This is a genomic window from Streptomyces sp. NPDC041968 (assembly GCF_055589025.1).
The window spans coordinates 485,693-506,021 of sequence record NZ_JBVJCB010000003.1; the positions used below are offsets into that span (position 1 = coordinate 485,693).

At 69.5% G+C, this 20,329-nt stretch carries 20 protein-coding genes, 1 tRNA gene and 1 pseudogene; 13 read left to right on the top strand and 9 right to left on the bottom strand.

Going from position 1 to position 20,329, the window contains the following annotated elements; all coding sequences use genetic code 11:
• Positions 1-29: 29 nt before the first annotated feature.
• The gene (locus tag ACZ6EG_RS10315) at positions 30-731 is read right to left on the bottom strand and encodes an ATP-binding protein (RefSeq protein ID WP_469603548.1); all 702 of its coding nucleotides are present in this window, start codon (positions 729-731) and stop codon (positions 30-32) included.
• The gene (locus ACZ6EG_RS10320) at positions 728-1,660 is read right to left on the bottom strand and encodes a hypothetical protein (protein ID WP_469603302.1); all 933 of its coding nucleotides are present in this window, start codon (positions 1,658-1,660) and stop codon (positions 728-730) included. The genes ACZ6EG_RS10315 and ACZ6EG_RS10320 overlap by 4 nt, the downstream gene beginning before the upstream one ends.
• Before the next feature lie 510 nt (positions 1,661-2,170).
• Here ACZ6EG_RS10320 and ACZ6EG_RS10325 point away from each other — a divergent pair.
• The 5 genes and pseudogenes from ACZ6EG_RS10325 to ACZ6EG_RS10345 all read left to right on the top strand — a co-directional run bounded on the left by ACZ6EG_RS10325 (position 2,171) and on the right by ACZ6EG_RS10345 (position 5,850).
• Positions 2,171-2,428 (top strand): annotated as a pseudogene (locus tag ACZ6EG_RS10325) (helix-turn-helix domain-containing protein).
• A 45-nt stretch (positions 2,429-2,473) separates the two neighbouring features.
• Positions 2,474-2,854, top strand: coding sequence for a helix-turn-helix domain-containing protein (locus tag ACZ6EG_RS10330; protein ID WP_469603304.1), 381 nt, complete (start codon positions 2,474-2,476; stop codon positions 2,852-2,854).
• A gap of 50 nt (positions 2,855-2,904) precedes the next feature.
• Entirely contained in the window at positions 2,905-4,422 is a 1,518-nt protein-coding gene (locus ACZ6EG_RS10335; protein WP_469603306.1) for a LacI family DNA-binding transcriptional regulator, read from the top strand.
• A gap of 340 nt (positions 4,423-4,762) precedes the next feature.
• Complete coding sequence (locus tag ACZ6EG_RS10340; protein WP_469603307.1) at positions 4,763-5,224, top strand: hypothetical protein; 462 nt, start codon at positions 4,763-4,765, stop codon at positions 5,222-5,224.
• Positions 5,225-5,487: 263 nt separating this feature from the next.
• Positions 5,488-5,850 carry a hypothetical protein gene (locus ACZ6EG_RS10345; RefSeq protein WP_469603310.1) on the top strand — a complete coding sequence of 121 codons (363 nt, stop codon included), beginning with the start codon at positions 5,488-5,490 and terminating at the stop codon, positions 5,848-5,850.
• Between the two features lie 163 nt (positions 5,851-6,013).
• On the opposite strand, the gene ACZ6EG_RS10350 is transcribed toward ACZ6EG_RS10345, so the two are convergent.
• On the bottom strand, positions 6,014-7,039 hold the full coding sequence (locus ACZ6EG_RS10350) for a helix-turn-helix domain-containing protein (RefSeq protein WP_469603313.1): 1,026 nt from the start codon (positions 7,037-7,039) through the stop codon (positions 6,014-6,016).
• Between the two features lie 156 nt (positions 7,040-7,195).
• Here ACZ6EG_RS10350 and ACZ6EG_RS10355 point away from each other — a divergent pair, with 156 nt between their 5' ends.
• The 3 genes from ACZ6EG_RS10355 to ACZ6EG_RS10365 are packed head-to-tail and all read left to right on the top strand — an operon-like array spanning position 7,196 to position 9,786.
• Positions 7,196-8,203 (top strand): CBASS cGAMP-activated phospholipase, encoded by a 1,008-nt coding sequence (locus ACZ6EG_RS10355; RefSeq protein WP_469603316.1) that lies wholly within the window; start codon positions 7,196-7,198, stop codon positions 8,201-8,203.
• A 1-nt stretch (position 8,204) separates the two neighbouring features.
• Complete coding sequence (locus tag ACZ6EG_RS10360) at positions 8,205-9,341, top strand: cyclic GMP-AMP synthase DncV-like nucleotidyltransferase (protein WP_469603319.1); 1,137 nt, start codon at positions 8,205-8,207, stop codon at positions 9,339-9,341.
• On the top strand, positions 9,313-9,786 hold the full coding sequence (locus ACZ6EG_RS10365) for a type II CBASS E2 protein (RefSeq protein ID WP_469603322.1): 474 nt from the start codon (positions 9,313-9,315) through the stop codon (positions 9,784-9,786). Before ACZ6EG_RS10360 ends, ACZ6EG_RS10365 begins: the two co-directional genes overlap by 29 nt.
• Before the next feature lie 130 nt (positions 9,787-9,916).
• Here ACZ6EG_RS10365 and ACZ6EG_RS10370 read toward each other — a convergent pair.
• The 3 genes from ACZ6EG_RS10370 to ACZ6EG_RS10380 all read right to left on the bottom strand — a co-directional run bounded on the left by ACZ6EG_RS10370 (position 9,917) and on the right by ACZ6EG_RS10380 (position 11,872).
• Positions 9,917-9,990 (bottom strand) — tRNA-Pro (locus tag ACZ6EG_RS10370).
• 67 nt (positions 9,991-10,057) lie between these two features.
• Positions 10,058-10,810: a Pr6Pr family membrane protein gene (locus ACZ6EG_RS10375; protein WP_469603325.1), complete on the bottom strand. Its 753-nt coding sequence runs from the start codon at positions 10,808-10,810 to the stop codon at positions 10,058-10,060.
• A 132-nt stretch (positions 10,811-10,942) separates the two neighbouring features.
• Positions 10,943-11,872 carry a metallophosphoesterase gene (locus ACZ6EG_RS10380; RefSeq protein ID WP_391970734.1) on the bottom strand — a complete coding sequence of 310 codons (930 nt, stop codon included), beginning with the start codon at positions 11,870-11,872 and terminating at the stop codon, positions 10,943-10,945.
• A gap of 203 nt (positions 11,873-12,075) precedes the next feature.
• Here ACZ6EG_RS10380 and ACZ6EG_RS10385 point away from each other — a divergent pair, with 203 nt between their 5' ends.
• Positions 12,076-12,540 (top strand): GatB/YqeY domain-containing protein, encoded by a 465-nt coding sequence (locus ACZ6EG_RS10385; RefSeq protein WP_391970733.1) that lies wholly within the window; start codon positions 12,076-12,078, stop codon positions 12,538-12,540.
• Positions 12,541-12,648: 108 nt separating this feature from the next.
• Here ACZ6EG_RS10385 and ACZ6EG_RS10390 read toward each other — a convergent pair whose 3' ends face one another.
• Positions 12,649-14,853: a transglycosylase domain-containing protein gene (locus ACZ6EG_RS10390; RefSeq protein ID WP_469603329.1), complete on the bottom strand. Its 2,205-nt coding sequence runs from the start codon at positions 14,851-14,853 to the stop codon at positions 12,649-12,651.
• A 460-nt stretch (positions 14,854-15,313) separates the two neighbouring features.
• Between ACZ6EG_RS10390 and wblA the strand changes: the two genes are divergently transcribed.
• Positions 15,314-15,652, top strand: coding sequence for a transcriptional regulator WblA (gene wblA / locus ACZ6EG_RS10395; RefSeq protein ID WP_356602240.1), 339 nt, complete (start codon positions 15,314-15,316; stop codon positions 15,650-15,652).
• A 274-nt stretch (positions 15,653-15,926) separates the two neighbouring features.
• Here wblA and bagB read toward each other — a convergent pair whose 3' ends face one another.
• Together bagB and bagA are read right to left on the bottom strand one after the other, a co-directional pair.
• A complete protein-coding gene (bagB, locus tag ACZ6EG_RS10400) occupies positions 15,927-17,351 on the bottom strand; it encodes an ATPase BagB (protein WP_391970731.1) in 1,425 nt (474 codons plus the stop codon).
• Complete coding sequence (gene bagA / locus ACZ6EG_RS10405; protein WP_391970730.1) at positions 17,348-18,325, bottom strand: ATPase BagA; 978 nt, start codon at positions 18,323-18,325, stop codon at positions 17,348-17,350. Before bagA ends, bagB begins: the two co-directional genes overlap by 4 nt.
• A gap of 106 nt (positions 18,326-18,431) precedes the next feature.
• Here bagA and ACZ6EG_RS10410 point away from each other — a divergent pair, with 106 nt between their 5' ends.
• The 3 genes from ACZ6EG_RS10410 (at position 18,432) to ACZ6EG_RS10420 (ending at position 20,322) form a co-directional block, all read left to right on the top strand.
• Entirely contained in the window at positions 18,432-18,593 is a 162-nt protein-coding gene (locus tag ACZ6EG_RS10410; RefSeq protein ID WP_003975360.1) for a DUF4177 domain-containing protein, read from the top strand.
• Positions 18,590-19,057, top strand: a complete 468-nt coding sequence (locus tag ACZ6EG_RS10415; RefSeq protein WP_356602234.1) for a RidA family protein — start codon at positions 18,590-18,592, stop codon at positions 19,055-19,057. Before ACZ6EG_RS10410 ends, ACZ6EG_RS10415 begins: the two co-directional genes overlap by 4 nt.
• A gap of 251 nt (positions 19,058-19,308) precedes the next feature.
• On the top strand, positions 19,309-20,322 hold the full coding sequence (locus ACZ6EG_RS10420; RefSeq protein WP_469603335.1) for an alpha/beta fold hydrolase: 1,014 nt from the start codon (positions 19,309-19,311) through the stop codon (positions 20,320-20,322).
• Positions 20,323-20,329: the final 7 nt, after the last annotated feature.

Here is a 20,329-nt window from a genome sequence, read left to right on the forward strand (position 1 = left end):
CGTGAGCGCGCGCGGCGCGGGGAGGCCGGTCAGGCGGAGGGCGCGGTGCGGCGTCGTCGGTCGGGGCCTTTGAGGATGACGCGCTCGGTCATCTCGGCGAGGCGGGAGGCGACGCGGTCACCGAGGGCGACGCGTAGCTGCTCCGTCGGGAGGTTGGTGGTGATGAGGGTGGGGAGCATGTGCTTGTACCGGTGATTGATGAGCCGGTAGGTGAGCTCCTCGGTCCACTCGCTGGTCTTGGCCGCACCGAGGTCGTCCAGGCACAGCAGCGGGCAGCGTGCCAGGGTCTGCAGTTCACGTTCGGCGTCATGGCCGGCGCGTGGACGCAGGCGAGCGTGGAAGTCGGCGGTGGTGGTCGCCTCCCAGCGCAGGCGGACGCCACGGGCGAGCAGGGTGCGGATGGCGCCGTACGCCTGGTACGTCTTGCCCGTGCCCGTGGGGCCGGCGATCAGCAGCGACGGGCCTTCGGCGATGCCCGGCCCCCCAGGGCCGGGGCGTCCGGCGCGGGCGATCTCGTCGGCCCAGGCGGTGACCTTCGGGTGGTCGGCCAGGGCTCGGCGGTATCGGGCGGGGATCCTGGCGTCGGCGAGTTCCAGCGCGGTGACGGGCTCGGCGTGCCCTTCCTCGACGGCGGCGGTGGCGAGGTCGATGCCGCGACTGGCAAGGATGCCGTTGAGCCGGTCGGCGAGCGGGCCGACCCGGTGGGGCTCGCGGGTGAGGGCGGCGGTCAGAGGTCACCTCCGTAGGCGGCTTCGACATCGACGGGGTTTGTCCACGCCCTGTGGACAACCGGCGCGGCGGGGGCCGCTTTCATGGCTTCGTGCACGAGGCTCGGCAACGTGCTGGGGTGTAGGCCCTTGGCGCGGTGCAGTCCGAGTCCGGCCCGGATGTGATCGGGGACTATGCCCTCGTCGAGCAGCTTGCGCACCTGCTGGCCGAGATGGCCCAGGACGTCCTTGGGTGGCCGGTGTGTGCAAGCGGCGGCGTACTCGGCGATGAGCTGGTTGGCCGAGACGGTGCGAGGTGCGGGGGCGCTCGCGCCCCCCGAAGGGGTATCTCCTAGATCCATGATCCTAGGTCCTAGATCCGGACCGTGAGGCGTCACCGCTCCCGCACCGAGCCCTCCCTGCTTCCTCACGGAGGACTCCGTGAAATCGTCCTGGCCTGCAGGTTCGCCATTCGGAGCGGGATTCACCGCAGGGTTGCGTACTTGCCCGGAGCCCTCACGGAGGGCTCCGGGAGACAGCGGTGCGGGCTCCGTGACGCCAGCCCCCGCAGTCGGCGCATCAACGCCGGGCGCGGTGCGAGCCGGCGTGTCGTGGTGCGGGCAGGCTGGAAGGCGGCTCGCGCTGGGGCGGTTGATCTTCTGATGCTGCCGCCAGGTGACGATGTGCAGGTAGCGCTTGTCATCCGTGCCCTTGTAGCGGCATATCAGCCCGGCGTCGGCGAGCTGGGCGAGGTCCTGCTCGACGGCGGAGGGCGTGTGTTCCGGGCGCAGGACCCACAGTTGCCCGGCGATGATCGCGGCGTGGTCGCGGTGGCGGCCCTGGTCGTCAGCCTGGGTGAGTAGGCCGAAGAAGGTGCGCTCGGCGGTCAGGGAGACGGCGGCCAGGGACTCGGAGACGAAGGCTTCGGGCTTGATGGTGCGGATTCGTGCCAAGAGGGGCGGTCCTCACTCGGTGGCCGGTGGGATGGGTGCCCACGGTTCACCGTCGGTCGGGGGCGGGGACGGGTGTGAAGGGCGGGAATGTACGGCCGTTGACGCGGGAGCGTTGATGGCCGCTCGCGCTTTCCGGGGTGTCGTCAACATAGCCACACCCACGGCGCGCAAGTCCAGCCCTATCCGGCGCAATCTCTCACGGCAGAAATGCCGCTGGAAATCGAAGCGGCGAGGGCGGTGCGAAAACGGTAGGGCACGATCGGCGGTTGACCAAATAGTTGCCCCGCACCCCGAGCCAGAAGGATCACATCGGGAAGCCGTTGACGTCCTGCGAGCGACGAAGCTACAACACAACACCCCACGTCAGAGAGGGTCTCTGGTGTTGGGACCCGTTCGGGGATCCGGCCTTGCGCAGCACCCCGACCGCCTCGCTCACCGATTGAGTGCGGCGCAACATAGCCGACGATCGCCGGTTAACCAAACCGGCGAATGCACGCTACAACTGGAGCCATGGCAGCACGATCTCTGGAAATAGGGCCCGCAGGAATGCTGGCGGCTCGCACCATCGAAATCCTCCGTACGGAACGCGGCCTTGGGCAGCGCCAACTCGCCGCATGGTGAACCGCTTTGGGCCGTCCTATGTCCAACACGATGCTGTCCCGCATCGAACTCGCCAAGCGGCGATGCGATATCGACGACCTCGTCGCCATCGCCGAAGCCCTGCAGGTATCGCCCCTCGCCCTCCTCCAGGGCCCGGGCGCCACCTGAGCCGCCCACGCATCCCCGCCGCCCTCGCGACCAGGAGCCGCCCCCTTGCACCGACCCACGCCCGCGCCCGTCCCCCACAGGCCGTCCGACACCCCTCCACCCCGCCTCTACCGCCCCGAGGAGATCGCCGACACCCTCGGCTGCTCGGCCTGGTGGGTCAAGGACCGCGCGCGACGGCGCCTGATACCGCACACCCGGGTCGGCCGCGCCTACCGCTTCACCGCCGAGCACCTCGCCGAGATCATCCGCCTCTACGAGGAGCGGCCGGCACAGCCCGCGCAGACAGCCGCCCGGGCGACCGAGCCGCTCTCCGAGCCCGGTACGCAGACCGACTCCGCGCAACGTCGCTGCCCCGCCGTGGCGCCGGCGACTCGCCTGCGGGCCCGCCCGCCGCGTCGACAACAGCAGTACAGCACTGTCGCGTGACCCGATCGCATCTGCCGTAGCTGAGGACAACCAAGAGGGGACAACGGGACTTGGGTTTCGCGGAGAAGCGCGGAAACTACTGGCGCGGCCGGTACAAGGTCGCGCCCGGCAAGCACAACACGGTCGTCGACGAGAACGGCAAGGCGATCAGGTTCGCCACCAAGGGCGAGGCCCAACGGGCAGCGGCCGAGGCCGAGAACAAGTACCGTCGCGGCGACTGGCGCGACCCGGCCCTCGGCCAGGAGACCTTCGGCGAGTACGCGAACCGCTGGTACGAGGCCCAGGACCTGGCCGCCTCGACCATGCAGAACTACAAGCGCCACATCGAGGAGCACCTGCTCCCCGAGTTCGAGGACAAGGCGCTCGCCGGCATCCTGCGCACGGACGTCGACCTGTGGGAGAAGAAGGAGAAGGCCCTCTACGCGGCCTCCAGCGTCAAGACCTGGCGCTCGACGCTCCACCTGATCTTCGAGGACGCGATCGACGAGGGCCTGATCACGTCCAACCCGGCCGCTCGCAGGCGCGGACGCGGCAAGCGCGCCGGCCGCTCCCGAGACCGTGGTCCGGAGAAGGTGGTCACCGACGCGCTCGGCATCCTGCTGACCGCCGAGCGCGCCGCCCTGCTCTCCGGCCGTGACGACGAGTTCGTCGCCGTGGTCCTCAAGGGGTACACCGGCATGCGCTGGGGCGAGATCGTCGGCCTGGAGACCGCGTTCGTCCGCCCTGGAGCCGTCCGGGTCGAGTGGCAGCTGTACGAACTCGACACGGGGGAGCTGGTGCGCTGCCCGCCCAAGGACGACAGCTACCGCACCATCGACTCGATGGACTGGCTGTCCGCGCTGGTCGCCAACCACATCGCCCGCACGAAGCCCAAGCCGTGCCCCTGTCACGGCAAGACCTACGTCTTCCGAGGACAGGGCGCGGCGCGAACCGGGGGCCACCAGGGCGCGAAGCTCGTCGACGTCGCCCGTCGTGTCGGCGTCTCGACGGGCACGGTGTCCAACGTCCTCAACCACCCCGAACGCGTCACCGAGGCCACGCGCGCGAAGGTCGAGCAGGCTATCGAGGACCTCGGATTCGTGCGGGGCGGCGTCGTGCCGGAGCATGCCGCCCACTGGCGCAGGAACGGTTTCGCAACCTGGCTGTTCACGCCGGCGGTCTCCGGCTGGTACCCGAAGAAGGCACCGCAGGAGCCACGGCCGGTGCCCTTGCTCGGCGAGCCGTGGCCCGGCGTCCCGGCACGGGGGCGTGGTGCCAGCGATCGGGCCGACGCCTGCTGGCTCCCGATAGCCAAGGGGCTCACGCCCCACGGCCTTCGCCACACCCACCGGACGATGATGGAGGACCTGGGAACCGAGAAGGTGCTCATGGACGAACGCATGGGCCACATCGACGGCTCGGCATCGGCACGCTACGCCCACGTCACCCCGGGCATGCGGCAGCGCCTCAAGCTCGAGTTGACCGAGCAATGGGAGTCGGCGCTCGACGCCCGACTGGCGCTGTCTCCGGCGTCGCCGGTGCGCGTGCTCAACGATCTCCTACGCGCTCGCGCGGTCGCCGTTCGGTAGGTCTACGTTTGCCCCGTAGCGTGCCTACGGTGCAGTGTCATTGCCGCTGGGAGCGGCTTCGGGTCCGGTACCTGCGTCTTAGCTCTTGACCTTCCGGGCTCGCTGCCGGGATACATGGCATCGGCGCGGTGATCCCCGTCAAGGCTCGCCCTTATGAGCCGCTTCCCCGTAGTGCTAGCTGTGCGGCTGGACGGCAAGGGCGGCCTGCTAGGGCACAGCGCTGCTCGAAGTCCGGCGGCAGCCAGCCACGGCTGAGCAGGCGTGGATGTGCGGGAAACGCGGTGATCGCGGCGAGCGCGAAGGCGAGCGATGCCCACGGTGTCTGCACACGAACGGTGGTATGAGCGCCCTGCGTGTTCACGAAACTCGTCTGGAAAACATCAGCAGCTACGAGTTCGATCGACCCCAACGCGCGCCATTCAAGGTCCAGTTCACAGGCGTGGTTGGCGAAGTGCAGCCTTTGAAGGGTAAGGGTCACTTCGCCGGCCCCGTCCAGTACCCACCGGGGCTGGGCATCGTGGGCTGCTTGGCGACGGCGAGCGGCATTGCCAATCGCATTCGCTGCGAGGGTTCCGAGCACCACTCCAGGGTTGCCGAAGGCGAAGACATCGTTGCGCCTGTAGCGTCCATTGCCGAGAGCCCGCCAGGTCAGACGCTGTCCAGGTCCAACAGCGACGGCCCGGTCGCCGTGATGCAGTCGCGCCATCGTGGCTACAACCGGCCGTCGGGCCACTTGCCCTTCGAGAATGTCGGCGAGGATGTCGCAGGTGTGCCAGAGGTACTCGTCCAGCGGAGACCATAAAGGCTGACCGGAGATCTCTGGCGGCGGCGCAAAGGGGTTGACCACTGCTGCTCCAACCTCCCATCGAGGGCAGGGGCATGATTCGCGATCAAGCCTACTCAGGCCGCTCTGGGGCGACCGCAGAATCGATAGACGGGGGAGGCGGTTCTGAGTCGATCGCGGTTGCTGCCCCTAGCTCCTGTACCGCCTCTAGCCGTACTGGGCCGGTGTCCGGCCGGTACGATGCGCAGGCTGGGCAGTGGCCACGCGATGGGGGAGGGACAATGAGGATCAAGGACCCGGAGTACCCGGCAGCGGTCGAAGCGGCCGTGGAGATCCTGCGCAAGCGAGCCAGGCAGGGGCAGACCATCACGTACGGGGAGCTGAGCGCCGAATTGGCGGCACAGGGCTTCGACTCCATCCCGCCTCACCGCGGAGTCATGACCTACCTGCTCAAGGATGTCTGCCTTCATCGCAACGAATACGGACGAGCACCGATGCTCTCGGCGATCGTGGTCAACAAGGCCAGCCGGGAGCCATCCGACCAGTTTTCCGACCTTGCCAGAAGCCTACCCTTCTCTCGGTCGGCGAACTGGAGCTGGCGGGAAGAGCAACAGCAGGTATTCGCTCAGCATCGCGAGGAATGACGTCGGCCCTGGTCACTGGCTGAACCTCCCGCCGACCTCCAGCACCGTTGCCAGTGTCGTCGCCCAGAGCGAGCTCCAACGGTCGGCCGAGTTCGGGGCACGGGAGCACTCGAATTGGCCAAGGACCGGCGTACCCATGACCCCGTTCCACAACAATGGACCGCTATGCCGCTGACGAGACCTCGATACTCTCTACGATCCGCGGCGGCAGGACGGCACGTGCAGCGCCGCTTTCAGGGGAGGCGAGGTACTGCAAAAGCCCTACTGGCTGTTCCGGCCGGCCTAGGGGAACGGGTTCGACACGGCGCCACCCCCTGGCGGACGCCGCCTTGATTGCCGTCAAGTATGTGCTCTCGCTCATGCGGCCCAGCGTCCGGGCACGCATCAGCAGGGCAGCCAGAGACACCTGCCAACGCCTCTTCAGTTCGAACAGGGTTGGCCACTCGACCGTGGTCGGCAGCTGGTCGTAGATGTCCTCGGCGGGCATAAGGAAGGCTGCCGCGAACTGGTGGGCCTGCGTCTCGACCTCTTTGACGCCCCAGATCTGCTCACCATGCAGTACGAGGTGGGCGAGTTCGTGTGCGGCGTCAAACCGGGATCGGGCACGGTCGTCCTTGTCAGTGCCCAGAACGACGACAGGGTGGTCGGCAAAGGGCAGAGAGAAGGCATCGACATCTGCGCTATCGAGGGGAAGACGGATCACGGCAACCCCATGTGCTTCCAATAGCTCAACAACATTCCCGACCGGGCCTGAGGGAAGCCCCCATAGGGACCTGACGCGGGCGGCGGTCTGCTCGATCTCGGCTGCAGGGACCTCCAGCCCGCTCACGGGGATCACGGGCACGTCGCTTACGCAGAACCGTTGTGCGGCCGAGGCCCGGACGGCCAAGTCATGTGCGACATGAGCGATCGCTCGGGCGCGGCGGCGGTCGACCACCGACGTTCGGCGCAGCGACCGGAAGAAGCCCTCGTGGCTCTCGGCCATCGCCTCGTGGAAGAACGCGGGGGGCACCGCGAGGACCTCGGCCAGGGTGCCGACAGACTCTGGGCTCGGGCGTGCTGCCCCGCTCTCGAACTGACTGATCGCGGCAGGTGTGAGGCCGGCCTCTCGGGCCAGCTGTGCCTGGGTTAGCCCGGCCAGCTCGCGGGCTGTTCGAAGTCGAGTGCGCTCGAACGCCTGCGTGCTCATCTCTCCCCTTGTCTGTCCTTGCTTGATCTCGGTCCCCCATCTTGGCGGATCGCGGAAGCCGCGCACGCCCCAGGGGGCGCCACCGGCATAAGCACTACGATCTGAGTGTAGAAGGCCGCACGGAAAGTCACGCCGTGATATTAAGTACTCTCGATAGTGAAGATCCGGCTCGGCGGGCCGGATCTTCTGGGAGCCGTGGCGCCGGGGGCGGTTGAACTGACAGAGCGTTTCCAGATCTTGGCCTTGGACGGCGGCGGATTTCGCGGCATGTTCTCCGCAGCGGTCCTGGCCCGCTTGGAGGAAGACCTCGGCACCCGGATCGTCGATCACTTCGACCTGATCGCGGGCACCTCGACGGGTGGCATCATCGCGCTGGGTCTCGGCCTCGGGCTGTCGCCCCGAGAGATCCTCACCTTCTACACCGGCCACGGCCCGCGGATCTTCCGGGATCGCAGCCGGATGCGCGGTATCCGGCACCTGGTGCGGGCGAAGTACGGCGCCGAGCCTTTGAAGGCAGCGCTCACCGAGGTGTTCGGTGACCGAACCTTCGGGGAGAGCACCAAACGACTCGTGATCACCTCGTACAACGTCGCCGCCGATGACGTTTACCTGTTCCGGACCTCGCATCTGCCCACCCTGAAGCGGGACTGGCGCGAGAAGGCTGTGAACGTCGCACTCGCCACCTCTGCCGCACCGACCTACCTGCCCGGGATGCCGTTGGACGGAGCGCGCCTCATCGACGGCGGCGTGTGGGCGAACAACCCGACCATGGTCGCGCTCACCGAGGCGGTGGGGCCGCTCTCTGTTCCGCTCAATGCGATCCGGGTGTTCAGCCTGGGGACCACGATCGATGTCCGCAGCCGCCATCGCCGTTTGGACCGTGGCGGCATGCTCCCATGGGCTCGCGACGCCGTGGAGGTGCTTATGCGGGCACAGAGCGAGAGCGCCGCCAAACAGGTGAAGCACTTCGTCGGGAAGGCCAACGTGCTCCGCCTCAATCCGACGGTACCGACCGGCGCCGTCGCGCTGGACAAGGTCGAGACCGACACCCTCTACGGGCTCGCCGGCCATGTCAGCCGCGACGCTTCGCCCACCGTCCATCGCATGTTCTGCGATCACCGCGCTCCGGTGTTCGCGCCCTTCTACCCCGCACGTGAGGAATGACGTGGACTCGCTCGATGAGATGCTGTCGATGCTGCTCGACGGCGCGGTGGAGGTGCTCGACATCTCCCCCGAACTGCATGACAACGCTGTTGAACGCTACGAGGAGGTCGGCACCTGGCTCGCCGAGAACGGCAGCCCGGGGTGGCAGATTTATCCCCAGGGTTCCTTTCGCCTGGGCACCGTGGTTCGCCCAGGCACACCCGGTGGTGAGTACGACATCGACTTGGTCTGCCGCCTGCCCTTGCGCCCGGAGAGCACTACGCAAGAGCGGCTCAAGCAGCGGGTCGGCGATCAGCTGACTGCCTACCGTAAGTGGAAGCAGGACCGAGGCCACACCGACGGCCCGGAATCCATCGAGTCTCGCCGCCGCTGCTGGACCCTGGGATATCCGGGGTTCCACCTCGATGTCCTGCCCGCCATCCCGGACGAGGACCGCCCGCCCACCGGCATCCGCCTGACGGACAAAGATCTCTGGCAGTGGCAGCGCAGTAACCCCATCGGATACGCGGACTGGTTCCGGCATCGATCGGAACTGTCCCGCCAAATTCTGGAGAAGCGGCACGCCAACGTCGCGGACGTTCCCACCTGGCCAGTTCGCAGTCCGCTGCAACGCGTCGTGCAGATCCTCAAGTGGCACTGCATGATCATATTCGCGGAGGACATCGACAACCGGCCGCCGTCGATCCTCATCACCACGCTCGCCGGACACGCGTACAGCGGCGAGGATGATCTGTTCACTGCCGTGCGCAGCGTGCTTGACAACATGCTGACCTTCATCGAGAGGCGCGACGGCCAGTGGTGGGTGCCCAACCCGGCGCACAAGGCAGAGAACTTCACCGACAAGTGGAACGAGTACCCCGAGCGCCGGAAGGCTTTTCACGCCTGGTACGACGAGATCGCCACGACCGTGAGCGAACTCGCCGGCATGGAGACCAAGGGCCTGGACGCAGTCTTCGAGCGACTCGCAAAGTCCTTCGAGCCCGACCCCGTACGCCGGTCCTACGAGCGCTATGCCGCCCGCGTGAGTACATCCACCAACAACCGAATGGGCCCCACCGGACTGCTCTCCCCGACCACGGCCGGCCGCCGCAAGCCGAAGAACACCTTCTATGGCCAGCATTCCTCACCGCGCAATTAACCTCGGTCGGCAACTGGCCGCGATCAAGGCCGCCCTTCCTGAGGCTAAGGGAACCGTACGGAGCGGTGAGCTCGTCTGCACGGTCTTCCTCCAACCCACCCCTGCCAGCAGGCGCTACACGGTACGGATCACCTACCGGCACCGACACCGACCGCGCGTGATGGTCATCGACCCGCCTCTGGCCCTGCACCCTCGTGCCACCGCCTTGCCGCATGTCTATGCCGACGGCGACCTGTGCCTGCATCTGCCTGGGGAGTGGAGGGAGGACATGCTCCTTTCACGCACGATCCTGCCGTGGGCCTCCGAGTGGCTCCTGCACTACGAGGTGTGGCGGGTCGTGGGGCGCTGGACTGGCAGCGGCCACGACTATGCCGTGCCGCCGCCCGCTGAGCCCGACGATGGGGAGCAGCCGACCGTCGGGCGGCGTGAGCCGACCAGCTCCTGATCTCGAAGAGTGGCCGCCAGCGGAGCCGCATTCCGAAGTCGGCTCCCAAATGGCTCCCAAAATGGCCCCCGGAACCACTCAGGGGCCCGACCCGCTGAGCGGATCAGGCCCCTGACCTGGTACTTCACTGTCGGGGTGGCGGGATTTGAACCCACGACCTCTTCGTCCCGAACGAAGCGCGCTACCAAGCTGCGCCACACCCCGATTGTCGCTGCTCGTCGCGGCGACTTCGTTTACTTTAGCCCACCGGGGGCCGGAGGCGAAATCCGGATTACCAGCGGCGACGGAGGGGGTTCGGGCGGATGTGGTCCAGGGCCACGAGGAGGACGCCCAGGGCGTAGAGGGCGAGGCCGAGGAGGAGGGCGTTGCCGAGGACGCCCTTGTAGCCGTGCTGGTCGACGTCGAGGAAGGGGTAGAGGTAGTGCCCCTCGGTGCCGGGGAGCAGGAGCTCGCCGCGGGCCAGGGAGAAGGCCAGGTAGGCCAGGGGATAGAGGATCCACGCGGCGGCCTGGCGCAGGTGCAGGCGGCCGGGGGTGCTGAGAAGCAGCCAGTCCAGGGCCGCGGCGACGGGGACGGCCGTGTGCAGGAGGTGGGCGGCGACCGTGTGCCAGCCGCCGGCGCCCGTGGTGTCCGGCGCGGCGAAGGGGCTCGCCGCGTTGGCCAGGAGCAGGTGGTGGACGAGGCCGGCGGCGGTGACGTAGAGCAGTGCCGCGCCGGTGAGGGCGCCCGGCAGGGGGCGGCGGGCGGACCAGGCGCGGCGGGCGGAGGCGAGCATGACCAGGGCCAGCAGGATGCTGCTCTGCACCGTGAAGTGGCTCAGGGTCCGGGTCACCGGGCCGCCCAGGAGGAGCTGGGCCGTCACGCCCGTCAGCGCGAGCGCCGCGGTGACGAGGCGGAAGGCGGCGACCAGCGGTCGGCGTACGGGGGTCACGACGGCCGTCGCCGGGACGGGGGAGGGCAGCAGCTTGGGCGGGCCCGGGACCGCGGGGAGGTCCGGGATGTCCCTGGGTATCGAGGCTGTCATGGCCTCAAGCTAGGCATACCGGACATGACGGGCTATGCGGGGTGGGCCGTGTGGGTTACCCGGCCCAGCGCGCGGACGTCGGCCGTCCCGTGCCGAGGCGCCGACTCCCCGGCCCCTCGGCTCCGCCCCCGATCACCGCTCCCGGCCCACCAGCGTCAGCAGCGTCGCCTCCGGGGGGCAGGCGAAGCGGACCGGGGTGTAGCGGTTGGTGCCGCAGCCCGCCGAGACGTGGAGGTAGGCCGTACGGCCCTCCGCCGTGTGCGTGGACAGGCCCTTCACGCGGTCCGTGTCCAGGTCGCAGTTGGTGACCAGGGCGCCGTAGAAGGGGATGCACAGCTGGCCGCCGTGGGTGTGGCCGGCGAGGACCAGGGGGTAGCCGTCGGCCGTGTAGGAGTCGAGGACGCGCAGGTACGGCGCGTGGACCACGCCCATCGAGAAGTCCGCCGCGCCAGAGGGGCCGCCGGCCACCTCCGCGTACCGGTCCCGCTTGATGTGCGGGTCGTCCAGTCCCGTCAGCTCGACGGACACGCCCTCGATCTTGAGCGTGCCGCGCGTGTTGGTGAGGTTCTGCCAGCCGGCGGCGTCGAAGCCGTCGCGGAGGTCCTCCCACGGGTTGTGGACGACGTTCTGGGCGGGCGCGTTGCCGTTCAGGCCGTGCCGGCCCTGGGCCTTCTCCAGCAGGTACCGGGCGGGGTTGCGCAGCTTGGGGCCGTAGTAGTCGTTGGAGCCGAAGACGTAGGCGCCCGGGAACTCCATCAGGGGGCCCAGGGAGTCCAGGACCTCGGGGACACCGTCCGGGTCGGACAGGTTGTCGCCGGTGTTGATCACGAAGTCGGGGCGCAGGCCGGCCAGCGAGCGCAGCCAGCGCTGCTTCTTGCGCTGGCCGCCGACCATGTGGATGTCGGAGACCTGGAGCACGCGCAGCGGGCGCATCCCGGAGGGCAGGACGGGGATCGTCACCCGTCGCAGGCGGAACGAGCGGGCCTCGAAACCCGCCGCGTAGACCAGACCGGCGGCGCCAACCGCCGTGATTCCCAGGGGTACTCCGTATCGCGCACGCATACGTCCATCGTGTCAGAAGCCGTCCGGATGCGAGTGGCCGCGACCGTCCCGCTACGAGCAGCCGCGACCGTCCTGAAGCGAGCGGCCGCCGACCGCACGGAAGCCACTTGGCGGCGGCGGGTTCACCGAAGCCGGACCGGGATACGCGAGCGGCCCCGAAATGGGCAGGCGTCCCTCCTCCCGCACCTGCGACAATCACCTGCATGACCACGCTCAAGTCGAAGCTGCACGACGACCTCAATGCCGCGATCAAGGAGCGTGACGAGCTGCGCTCCTCGACGCTCCGGCTGACGCTCGCCGCGATCACCAAGGAGGAGGTCGCCGGCAAGGAGAAGCGCGAGCTCTCCGACGACGAGGTGCAGAAGGTGATCACCCGCGAGGCGAAGAAGCGGCGCGAGGCCGCGGACGCCTTCGCGCAGGGCGGCCGGCCCGAGAGCGCAGAGCGGGAGAAGGCGGAGGGCGAGGTGCTCGCCGCCTACCTGCCGAAGCAGCTGTCGGACGACGAGCTGAACGCGATCGTCGCGCAGGCCGTCGAGGAGGCGAAGGCGGCCGGTGCGGAGGGCCCGCGGGCCATGGGCGCCGTCATGAAGATCGTGAACCCGAAGGTGGCCGGGCAGGCCGAGGGCGGCCGGGTCGCCGCCGCGGTGAAGAAGCGGCTGGCCGGCTGACCCGGTAGCCGGGTACGAGCGGAGAAGGCCGGTGGCCCGCACCGAGAGGTGCGGGCCACCGGCCTTCCTGCGTCCGTACGCGTACGGCGGGGCGGGGCGGGGACGGACTCAGTCGCGCCGCCCGCCGATGCCGCCGTTGCCCTGTCCCTGGAAGATGTTGCCGGGGAAGCCGCCGCCGTCATTGCCGCCGTCGTCCCGGCCGCCACCGCCGTCGTTGCCGCGGCCCTCGTCCTTGTCGGCGGAGTCGGGGATGTCCACGGTGTTGAACTGCTCCACCGGCTCGCCCTCCAGCGCGCCCGACATCATGTCCCGCCAGATCGGTCCGGGGACCGCGCCACCGAAGACCTTGTCGTGCGGGACGCCCCCGATGGTGATGTTGACCATCTTCCGCTCGTGCTTCGGGTCACCGACCCACACGGCACCGGCCAGGTTGGGGGTGTAGCCCACGAACCAGGCCGCGTAGCGTTCGTCGGTCGTACCGGTCTTGCCCGCGCTGGGACGGCTGTCGAGACCGGCCTGCGTACCCGTGCCGTCCTCGACGACGCCCTTGAGGAGCGTGCTGATGGTGTCGGCCGTGGTCTCCGACATGGCCCGCGAGCACGTGGACTTCGGCACCTCGAGCGACTTGCTCTTGTTGCCGATCCGCTGGCTGATCGACTCGATGGCGACCGGGGTGCAGTACATGCCGCGCGAGGCGAAGGTCGCGTAGGCGCTCGCCATGGTCAGCGGGGACACCTCGGTGACACCGAGGGCGATGGACGGGGTCTGCTCCAGCTTGTTGCCGTTGGCGCGCTCGACGCCCATCTTCTGGGCCATCTGCGTCACCGGGCAGATGCCGATGTCACTGATCATCTGCACGTAGTAGGTGTTGACCGACTTGGCGGTCGCCTCCCGCATGTCGTACGGGCCGACCTCGGTCTCGTTCTCGTTGGCGAGCTCGGCGCCCTCGTTGTTCACCCAGTTCTTGCCGTCGCAGGCCGCGACCGGGCTCGGGTACTCCATCTCGTACGGCGAGGAGTACGACTTCGTCGCCGGCATACCGCCCTCGATGGCGGCGGCGGCCACGATCGGCTTGAACGTCGAACCGGGCTGGTAGCCCGCGCCGCCGCCCATGGCGTTGTTGACCGACAGGTTGAGGGTCGTCTCGCCGTTCTTGATGTCGACGCCGTACGGGCGGGACTGGCCCATCGCGACGATCTTGCCGGTGCCGGGCTCGACGATGGTGGCCGCGGTCGCCACGTCGTCCTTCTTGTAGACGTGGTCCTTGACCGACTGCTGCACCGACTCCTGCGCCTGCGGGCTCATGGTCGTGCGGATCGTCAGACCGCCCTGGTTCCAGATCTTGGCCCGGTCCTCCTTGGTCTTGCCGAAGACCGGGTCGCTCAGGAACACCGCGCGGACGTAGTCGCAGAAGAAGCCCGCGCCCTTGACGGCCGTGATGCAGCCGTTCTTGGGCCGGCTGACCTTCAGCCCGAGCGGCGCCTCCTTCGCCTCGGCGGCCTCCGCCTCGGAGATGTCACCGACCTGCGCCATGCGGGTCAGCACCACATTGCGCCGCTTGACGGCCTCGGCCTCGTCGTTGACCGGGTCGTACCGGCTGGGTGACTGGACGATGCCGGCCAGGAGGGCGGACTCCTGGACGTTGAGGTCCTTGGCGGACTTGGAGAAGTACCGCTGGGCGGCCGCCTCGATGCCGTAGGCCTGCTGGCCGAAGAACGTGATGTTCAGGTAGTTCTCGAGGATCTTCTTCTTGCCCAGCTCCTCCTCGACCTGGATCGCGAGCTTCAGCTCCTGGATCTTGCGGCCGAGGGTCTGCTGGGTGGCCTGGGCGACCTTCGTCGGGTCGTCGCCGGCCTCCTCCACGAAGACGTTCTTGACGTACTGCTGCGTGAGGGTGGACGCGCCCTCGGAGACCTCGCCGCTGCGCGCGTTCTTGTTCAGCGCCCGCAGGACGCCCTTGAGGTCGATCGCGCCGTGCTGGTAGAAGCGCGAGTCCTCGATCGCGACGATCGCCTTCTGCATGTACGGCGAGATGTCCTTCAGGGCGACCACCGTGCGGTCGCGGGAGTAGACCGTGGCGATGGTGCCGCCCTCGGCGTCGAGGATGGCGGTGCGCTGGCTCAGCGGGGGAGTCTTCAGGTTGGCCGGGAGAGCGTCGAAGCTCTCCACCGACCCCTTGGCCGCCAGCCCCAGCGCGCCCACGGCGGGCAACGCGATGCCGGCCAGCACTGCTCCCGCGAGCACACTGACACCGAGGAACTTGGCGGCCTGCTGCGTTGGCGACAGACCACCGCCCGAGCGCTTCTTTGGCATGGAGGCAGCCTACGTTCTCATTCGCCGGACACGCGTATATGCCTTGGCCTAAGCTGCACTCAACTGTCACAGCAGTGAGGCCACGTATCAATACGTCCGGCGACCCCGAATCGTTCCGGATCCGCTCGAGTTTTTTCCGAGAGGCCCCCCTGGGGGGCGTGTTGGTGTGTACGGGCGCGTGCCACAGCGTGTGGGATGCGTGTCCGAAACCGCCTTGTGTGTCAATTGGTGTCCGTTGTGGCGCAACTGAAACGATCCGAATGCCGGGATCGTCGCGTATGTCGCCAGCTCACTCCCCCGGGTGATCTGCCGCTTACCCATAGTCCGTTCGGGCCATTCAAGATTGGGCCCGACGGGGGTGTTGCGCTGTGCCCACCTTCCGTAACGTCCTCAACTGGCGGCGGTGAATATGCCGCTGCCGCCGTGGGGGAGCCTCGATTCGGGAGAGGACGGCGCCGGTATGGGCTGGGTAACCGACTGGAGTGCGCAGGCTGCCTGCCGCACTACCGATCCGGACGAACTGTTCGTTCAGGGAGCAGCGCAGAACAGGGCCAAGGCGGTGTGCACCGGATGTCCGGTGCGGACCGAGTGCCTGGCCGACGCGCTCGACAACCGCGTCGAGTTCGGCGTGTGGGGAGGCATGACGGAACGGGAGCGCCGCGCACTGCTGCGCCGGCGACCCACCGTGACCTCCTGGCGCCGACTGCTGGAGACGGCGCGGACGGAGTACGAGCGAGGGGCCGGCATCGTGCCTCTCGACGACGACGAGGTCTACGAGAACTTCGCGGCCGTGGTCTGAGACGGCCGTGGTCTGAGGAGATCGTGGTCGGAGGCGGCCTTGGGGTGAGACGGCCGTGGTCTGGCGCGGCCGGGGCTTCCCAGGCACGGACACCTCGCTGCGCGCCCCCGTGGCGCGCCCCCTCGTGGCGAGTGAGCCTTGGGACGCGTACCCCTCGGACCACGCACACCTCGGACCACGCCCACCTCGGGTGCGTGCGTCCCCGGGGCACAAGGGCCCTCGGACATGAGGGCCCCGGGGCATGAGGGCTCCAGGCGCAAGGCCCTCGGGCCGGTCAGGCGCCGGGCTCGGGAAGCTCGGGGCGGCTCGTCGCGAGACGGTCCCCGATGTCCCGCAACCCCGCGAGGTCGTGCACGTCGCCGGGCAGCGCGGCCACTTCGGTGACCGCCACCTCGGGATGGCGCGCGGTGAAACGGTCGCGCGTGCGCTGCTCACGGGCGAGCAGGTGCATCCGGTCGGCGTGCAGCCTCAGCAGGCCCGCCGTGAGCTGGTCGACGGACCGCTCCGGCGTGTCCGAAGCCGCGTCGGAGGTCTCGGAGGCCTCGGAAGGGTCATGGGCAGAGGAGCGGGGCGCGGAGGCGGGGCCGGTCTCGGAGTCGTGCTCGGTCTCGGGTACGAGGTCGGTCTCGGGTGAGGGAGCGGTCTCGGGGGCGTCTGAACTGCCGTGCGCGTCGGGAGAGTTACGAACTCCAGCTTTCCCGCCGTCCTGATCCACAATGCGACGGTCCTCAAGATTTTCCGCGGCGGCGAGCGCCCGCTCGGCCGACAGCCGGTCGGCGCTGCTGCCGTGCACCCGGTTGAGCACCAGACCGGCCAGCGGCATGTCCTCGGCAGCCAGCCGCTCCACGAAGTAGGCGGCCTCGCGCAGCGCGTCCCGCTCCGGGGCCGCGACCACCAGGAACGCCGTCCCGGGCGCCTGGAGCAGCTTGTACGTCGCGTCCGCGCGGGTGCGGAAGCCGCCGAACATCGAGTCCATCGCGGCCACGAAGGTCTGCACGTCCTTCAGGAACTGCCCGCCCAGCACCTTTCCCAGGACGCCCGTCATCATCGACATCCCGACGTTCAGGAACTTCATGCCGGCCCGGCCGCCGACCTTCGCCGGGGCCAGCAGGACGCGGATCAGCTTGCCGTCCAGGAAGGACCCGAGGCGCTTGGGGGCGTCCAGGAAGTCCAGTGCCGAGCGGGACGGCGGCGTGTCGACGACGATGAGGTCCCACTCGTCCCTCGCGCGGAGCTGCCCCAGCTTCTCCATCGCCATGTACTCCTGCGTGCCCGCGAAGCCCGCCGAGAGCGACTGGTAGAAGGGGTTGCCCAGGATCGCCGCCGCCCGGCCGGGGTCCGCGTGCGCCTCGACGATCTCGTCGAAGGTGCGCTTCATGTCGAGCATCATGGCGTGCAGTTCGCCGCCCGCCGAGTCGTCGACCCCCTTCACCCGGCGCGGGGTGTTGTCGAGGGAGTCGATGCCCATGGACTGGGCGAGCCGCCGGGCCGGGTCGATGGTGAGGACGACCACCTTGCGGCCCCGCTCGGCCGCGCGCAGGCCGAGAGCCGCCGCGGTCGTCGTCTTGCCGACACCGCCCGAGCCGCAGCACACCACGATGCGGGTCTTCGGGTCCTCCAGCAACGGGTCGACGTCCAGCACGCGCGCGGGACGCAGCCGCCGCACGCCCTCCTGGGGCCGGGCCGGGTCCGGACTCATGCGATCCCCTGCTTCCGCAGCTCGGTGGCCAGTTCGTACAGCCCCGCCAGGTCCATGCCCTCGGCCAGCAGCGGGAGTTCCAGCAGGGGCAGGTCGAGGTCGCCCAGGACGGCCCGCTGCTCCTGCTCCAGGGCGTACCGCTCGGCGTACTCCTCGGCCTGCCCCAGCAGCGGGTCCACCAGCCGCTCGGCGTGCCCGCCCCGCCGCGCCCCGCCGAGCCCGGCCCCGGAGAGGGACCGAGCGAGCGCCGTACGCGGTGTGCTCCGTACGAGGTCCAGACCGGTCGCGTCCAGCACCGCGGGACGGACCATGTTGACGATGATCCGCCCCACCGGGAGCCGCGCCGACCGCAGCTCCGCGATGCCGTCCGCGGTCTCCTGGACGGGCATCTCCTCCAGCAGCGTCACCAGGTGCACGGCCGTCTCGCGCGACTTCAGCACCCGCATCACCGCCTGCGCCTGATTGTGTATCGGGCCGACCTTCGCGAGGCCGGCCACCTCGTCGTTCACGTTGAGGAAGCGCGCGATGCGGCCGGTCGGCGGGGCGTCCATGACGACGTAGTCGTAGGTGAAACGTCCGCTCTTGTCCTTGCGTCGCACCGCCTCGCACGCCTTGCCGGTCAGCAGGACGTCCCTGACACCGGGCGCGATCGTGGTCGCGAAGTCGATCGCGCCGAGCTTCTTCAGGGCCCGTCCCGCGCTCCCCAGTTTGTAGAACATCTGGAGGTAGTCGAGAAGGGCCCGTTCGGCATCGATGGCGAGGGCGTACACCTCCCCGCCCCCGGGAGCGACGGCGATCTTCCGCTCCTCATAAGGCAGCGCTTCGGTTTCGAAGAGCTGCGCGATGCCCTGGCGACCCTCGACCTCGACGAGAAGCGCGCGCTTCCCCTCGGTGGCCAGGGCCAGCGCGAGGGCCGCGGCCACCGTGGTCTTGCCGGTACCGCCCTTGCCGCTGACGACCTGGAGCCTGCTCACGTATTCGAGCGTAACCAGTTCGCGCGCCGAGTACGCGGGAGGCTGTGGACAACGTCGCCGCGGTCGGCCTCCGGAGGCGCGTCGGGCAGCGGCTAGAGTCGGCCACATGACCAAGTGGGAATACGCAACCGTGCCGCTGCTCGTCCACGCCACGAAGCAGATCCTGGACACCTGGGGCGAGGACGGCTGGGAGCTCGTCCAGGTCGTGCCCGGGCCGAACAACCCCGAGCAGCTCGTGGCCTATCTGAAGCGCGAGAAGCAGGCGTGAGCGCCGTCGAGGCGAAGCTGGCCGAGCTCGGGCTGACGCTGCCCGAGGTCGTCCCGCCGCTGGCCGCCTACCAGCCGGCCGTGCAGTCCGGTCCGTATGTCTACACCTCCGGGCAGCTGCCGATGGTGGAGGGCAAGCTTCCGGTCACCGGGAAGGTGGGTGGCGAGGTCACGCCGGAGGAGGCGAAGGAACTCGCCCGCACCTGCGCGCTGAACGCCCTGGCCGCCGTGAAGTCCGTCGCCGGTGACCTCGACCGCGTCGCGCGCGTGGTGAAGGTCGTCGGCTTCGTCGCGTCCGCGCCCGACTTCACCGGCCAGCCCGGCGTGATCAACGGCGCCAGCGAGCTGCTCGGCGAGGTCCTGGGCGACAAGGGCGTCCACGCCCGCAGCGCGGTCGGGGTGGCGGTGCTGCCGCTGGACGCGCCGGTGGAGGTCGAGGTCCAGGTGGAGCTCGTCCAGGCGTAGCGCCACGGCCCTGCGAACGCGTGCGGGGCCGTACGTACGGCCGGGTGACGTGCGGCTCCGTCGGGCCGCGTGCTGCGTCGCCCGCCGCGCGGTCGTTGCCGGGCCGGCAACAGAGCTGGCCTGCGCCGTGGCGCCGCAGCAGGATCGCTGTCGGTGCCCCGCACGGAGCGGAGGCCGGCCGTCCTGGGCGGGTCCCGGCCCCGGCGCGTGTGCCCCCGGCACCGGTCCGACCGCACGTGCCAGGAGGAGCCATGCCGCAGCTGCCCGCGACCGACCACCACCGCCCCGTCCACCGCCTCGTGCCCTCGCCGGCCGGCCGGATCCACCTGGTGGAGCAGGGCAGCGGGCCCCTGGTCCTGCTCGTCCACGGCTTCCCCGAGTCCTGGTACTCCTGGCGCCGCCAGCTGCCCGCGCTGGCCTCCGCCGGCTTCCGCGCCGCCGCGATCGACGTGCGCGGCTACGGACGCTCCTCACGGCCCGACGCCGTCGAGGCGTACCGGATGCTCGACCTCGTGGCGGACAACGTCGCCGTGGTGGAGGCCCTGGGCGAACGCTCGGCCGTGATCGTCGGGCACGACTGGGGCGCGACCGTCGCCGCGCACTCGGCGCTCCTGCGGCCCGACGTCTTCCGCGCGGTGGGCCTGCTGAGCGTGCCGTACACCCCGCCGGGCGGCCCGAGGCCCAGCGAGGCCTTCGCCGCGCTGAGCGAGCCCGCCGGTCCCTTCGCCGGCCAGGAGTTCTACGTCTCCTACTTCCAGGAGCCCGGTCGGGCCGAGGCGGAGATCGAGCCGGACGTACGCGGCTGGCTCGCCGGTTTCTACGCCGCCCTGTCCGCCGACACGATGCCCCCGCCCGAGGCACCGGACCCGCACTTCGTCGCCGCCGGCGGCAGGCTGCGCGACCGGTTCCCGGCCGACGGGCGGCTGCCCTCCTGGCTCACCGAGGAGGAGCTGGACGTCTACGCCGGGGAGTTCGAGCGGACCGGCCTGACCGGCGCCCTGAACCGCTACCGGAACATGGACCGCGACTGGGCCGACCTGGCCGCCCACCGCGGTGCCCCGATCACCCAGCCGTCGCTGTTCCTCGGCGGCGGCCGGGACGCCTCCACCACCTGGCTGTCCGACGCGATCGAGGCCTACCCCGCCACCCTGCCCGGCCTGAGCGCCGCGCACCTCCTCGACGGCTGCGGGCACTGGCTCCAGCAGGAGCGGCCCGAGGAGACGAACCGGCTGCTCACCGACTGGCTGGCCGCCCTCCCCGGCTGACCGCGCC

What these genes read in the sequence shown, in the direction of transcription:
- ACZ6EG_RS10410 (WP_003975360.1), top strand. Translation starts at nt 18,432, where the DNA reads ATGACCAAGTGGGAATACGCAACCGTGCCGCTGCTCGTCCACGCCACG.
- ACZ6EG_RS10380 (WP_391970734.1), bottom strand. Translation starts at nt 11,872, where the DNA reads ATGCGTGCGCGATACGGAGTACCCCTGGGAATCACGGCGGTTGGCGCC.
- ACZ6EG_RS10390 (WP_469603329.1), bottom strand. Translation starts at nt 14,853, where the DNA reads ATGCCAAAGAAGCGCTCGGGCGGTGGTCTGTCGCCAACGCAGCAGGCC.
- bagB (WP_391970731.1), bottom strand. Translation starts at nt 17,351, where the DNA reads ATGAGTCCGGACCCGGCCCGGCCCCAGGAGGGCGTGCGGCGGCTGCGT.
- ACZ6EG_RS10420 (WP_469603335.1), top strand. Translation starts at nt 19,309, where the DNA reads ATGCCGCAGCTGCCCGCGACCGACCACCACCGCCCCGTCCACCGCCTC.
- ACZ6EG_RS10375 (WP_469603325.1), bottom strand. Translation starts at nt 10,810, where the DNA reads ATGACAGCCTCGATACCCAGGGACATCCCGGACCTCCCCGCGGTCCCG.
- ACZ6EG_RS10340 (WP_469603307.1), top strand. Translation starts at nt 4,763, where the DNA reads ATGAGCGCCCTGCGTGTTCACGAAACTCGTCTGGAAAACATCAGCAGC.
- ACZ6EG_RS10350 (WP_469603313.1), bottom strand. Translation starts at nt 7,039, where the DNA reads ATGAGCACGCAGGCGTTCGAGCGCACTCGACTTCGAACAGCCCGCGAG.
- ACZ6EG_RS10365 (WP_469603322.1), top strand. Translation starts at nt 9,313, where the DNA reads ATGGCCAGCATTCCTCACCGCGCAATTAACCTCGGTCGGCAACTGGCC.
- ACZ6EG_RS10345 (WP_469603310.1), top strand. Translation starts at nt 5,488, where the DNA reads ATGAGGATCAAGGACCCGGAGTACCCGGCAGCGGTCGAAGCGGCCGTG.
- ACZ6EG_RS10385 (WP_391970733.1), top strand. Translation starts at nt 12,076, where the DNA reads ATGACCACGCTCAAGTCGAAGCTGCACGACGACCTCAATGCCGCGATC.
- wblA (WP_356602240.1), top strand. Translation starts at nt 15,314, where the DNA reads ATGGGCTGGGTAACCGACTGGAGTGCGCAGGCTGCCTGCCGCACTACC.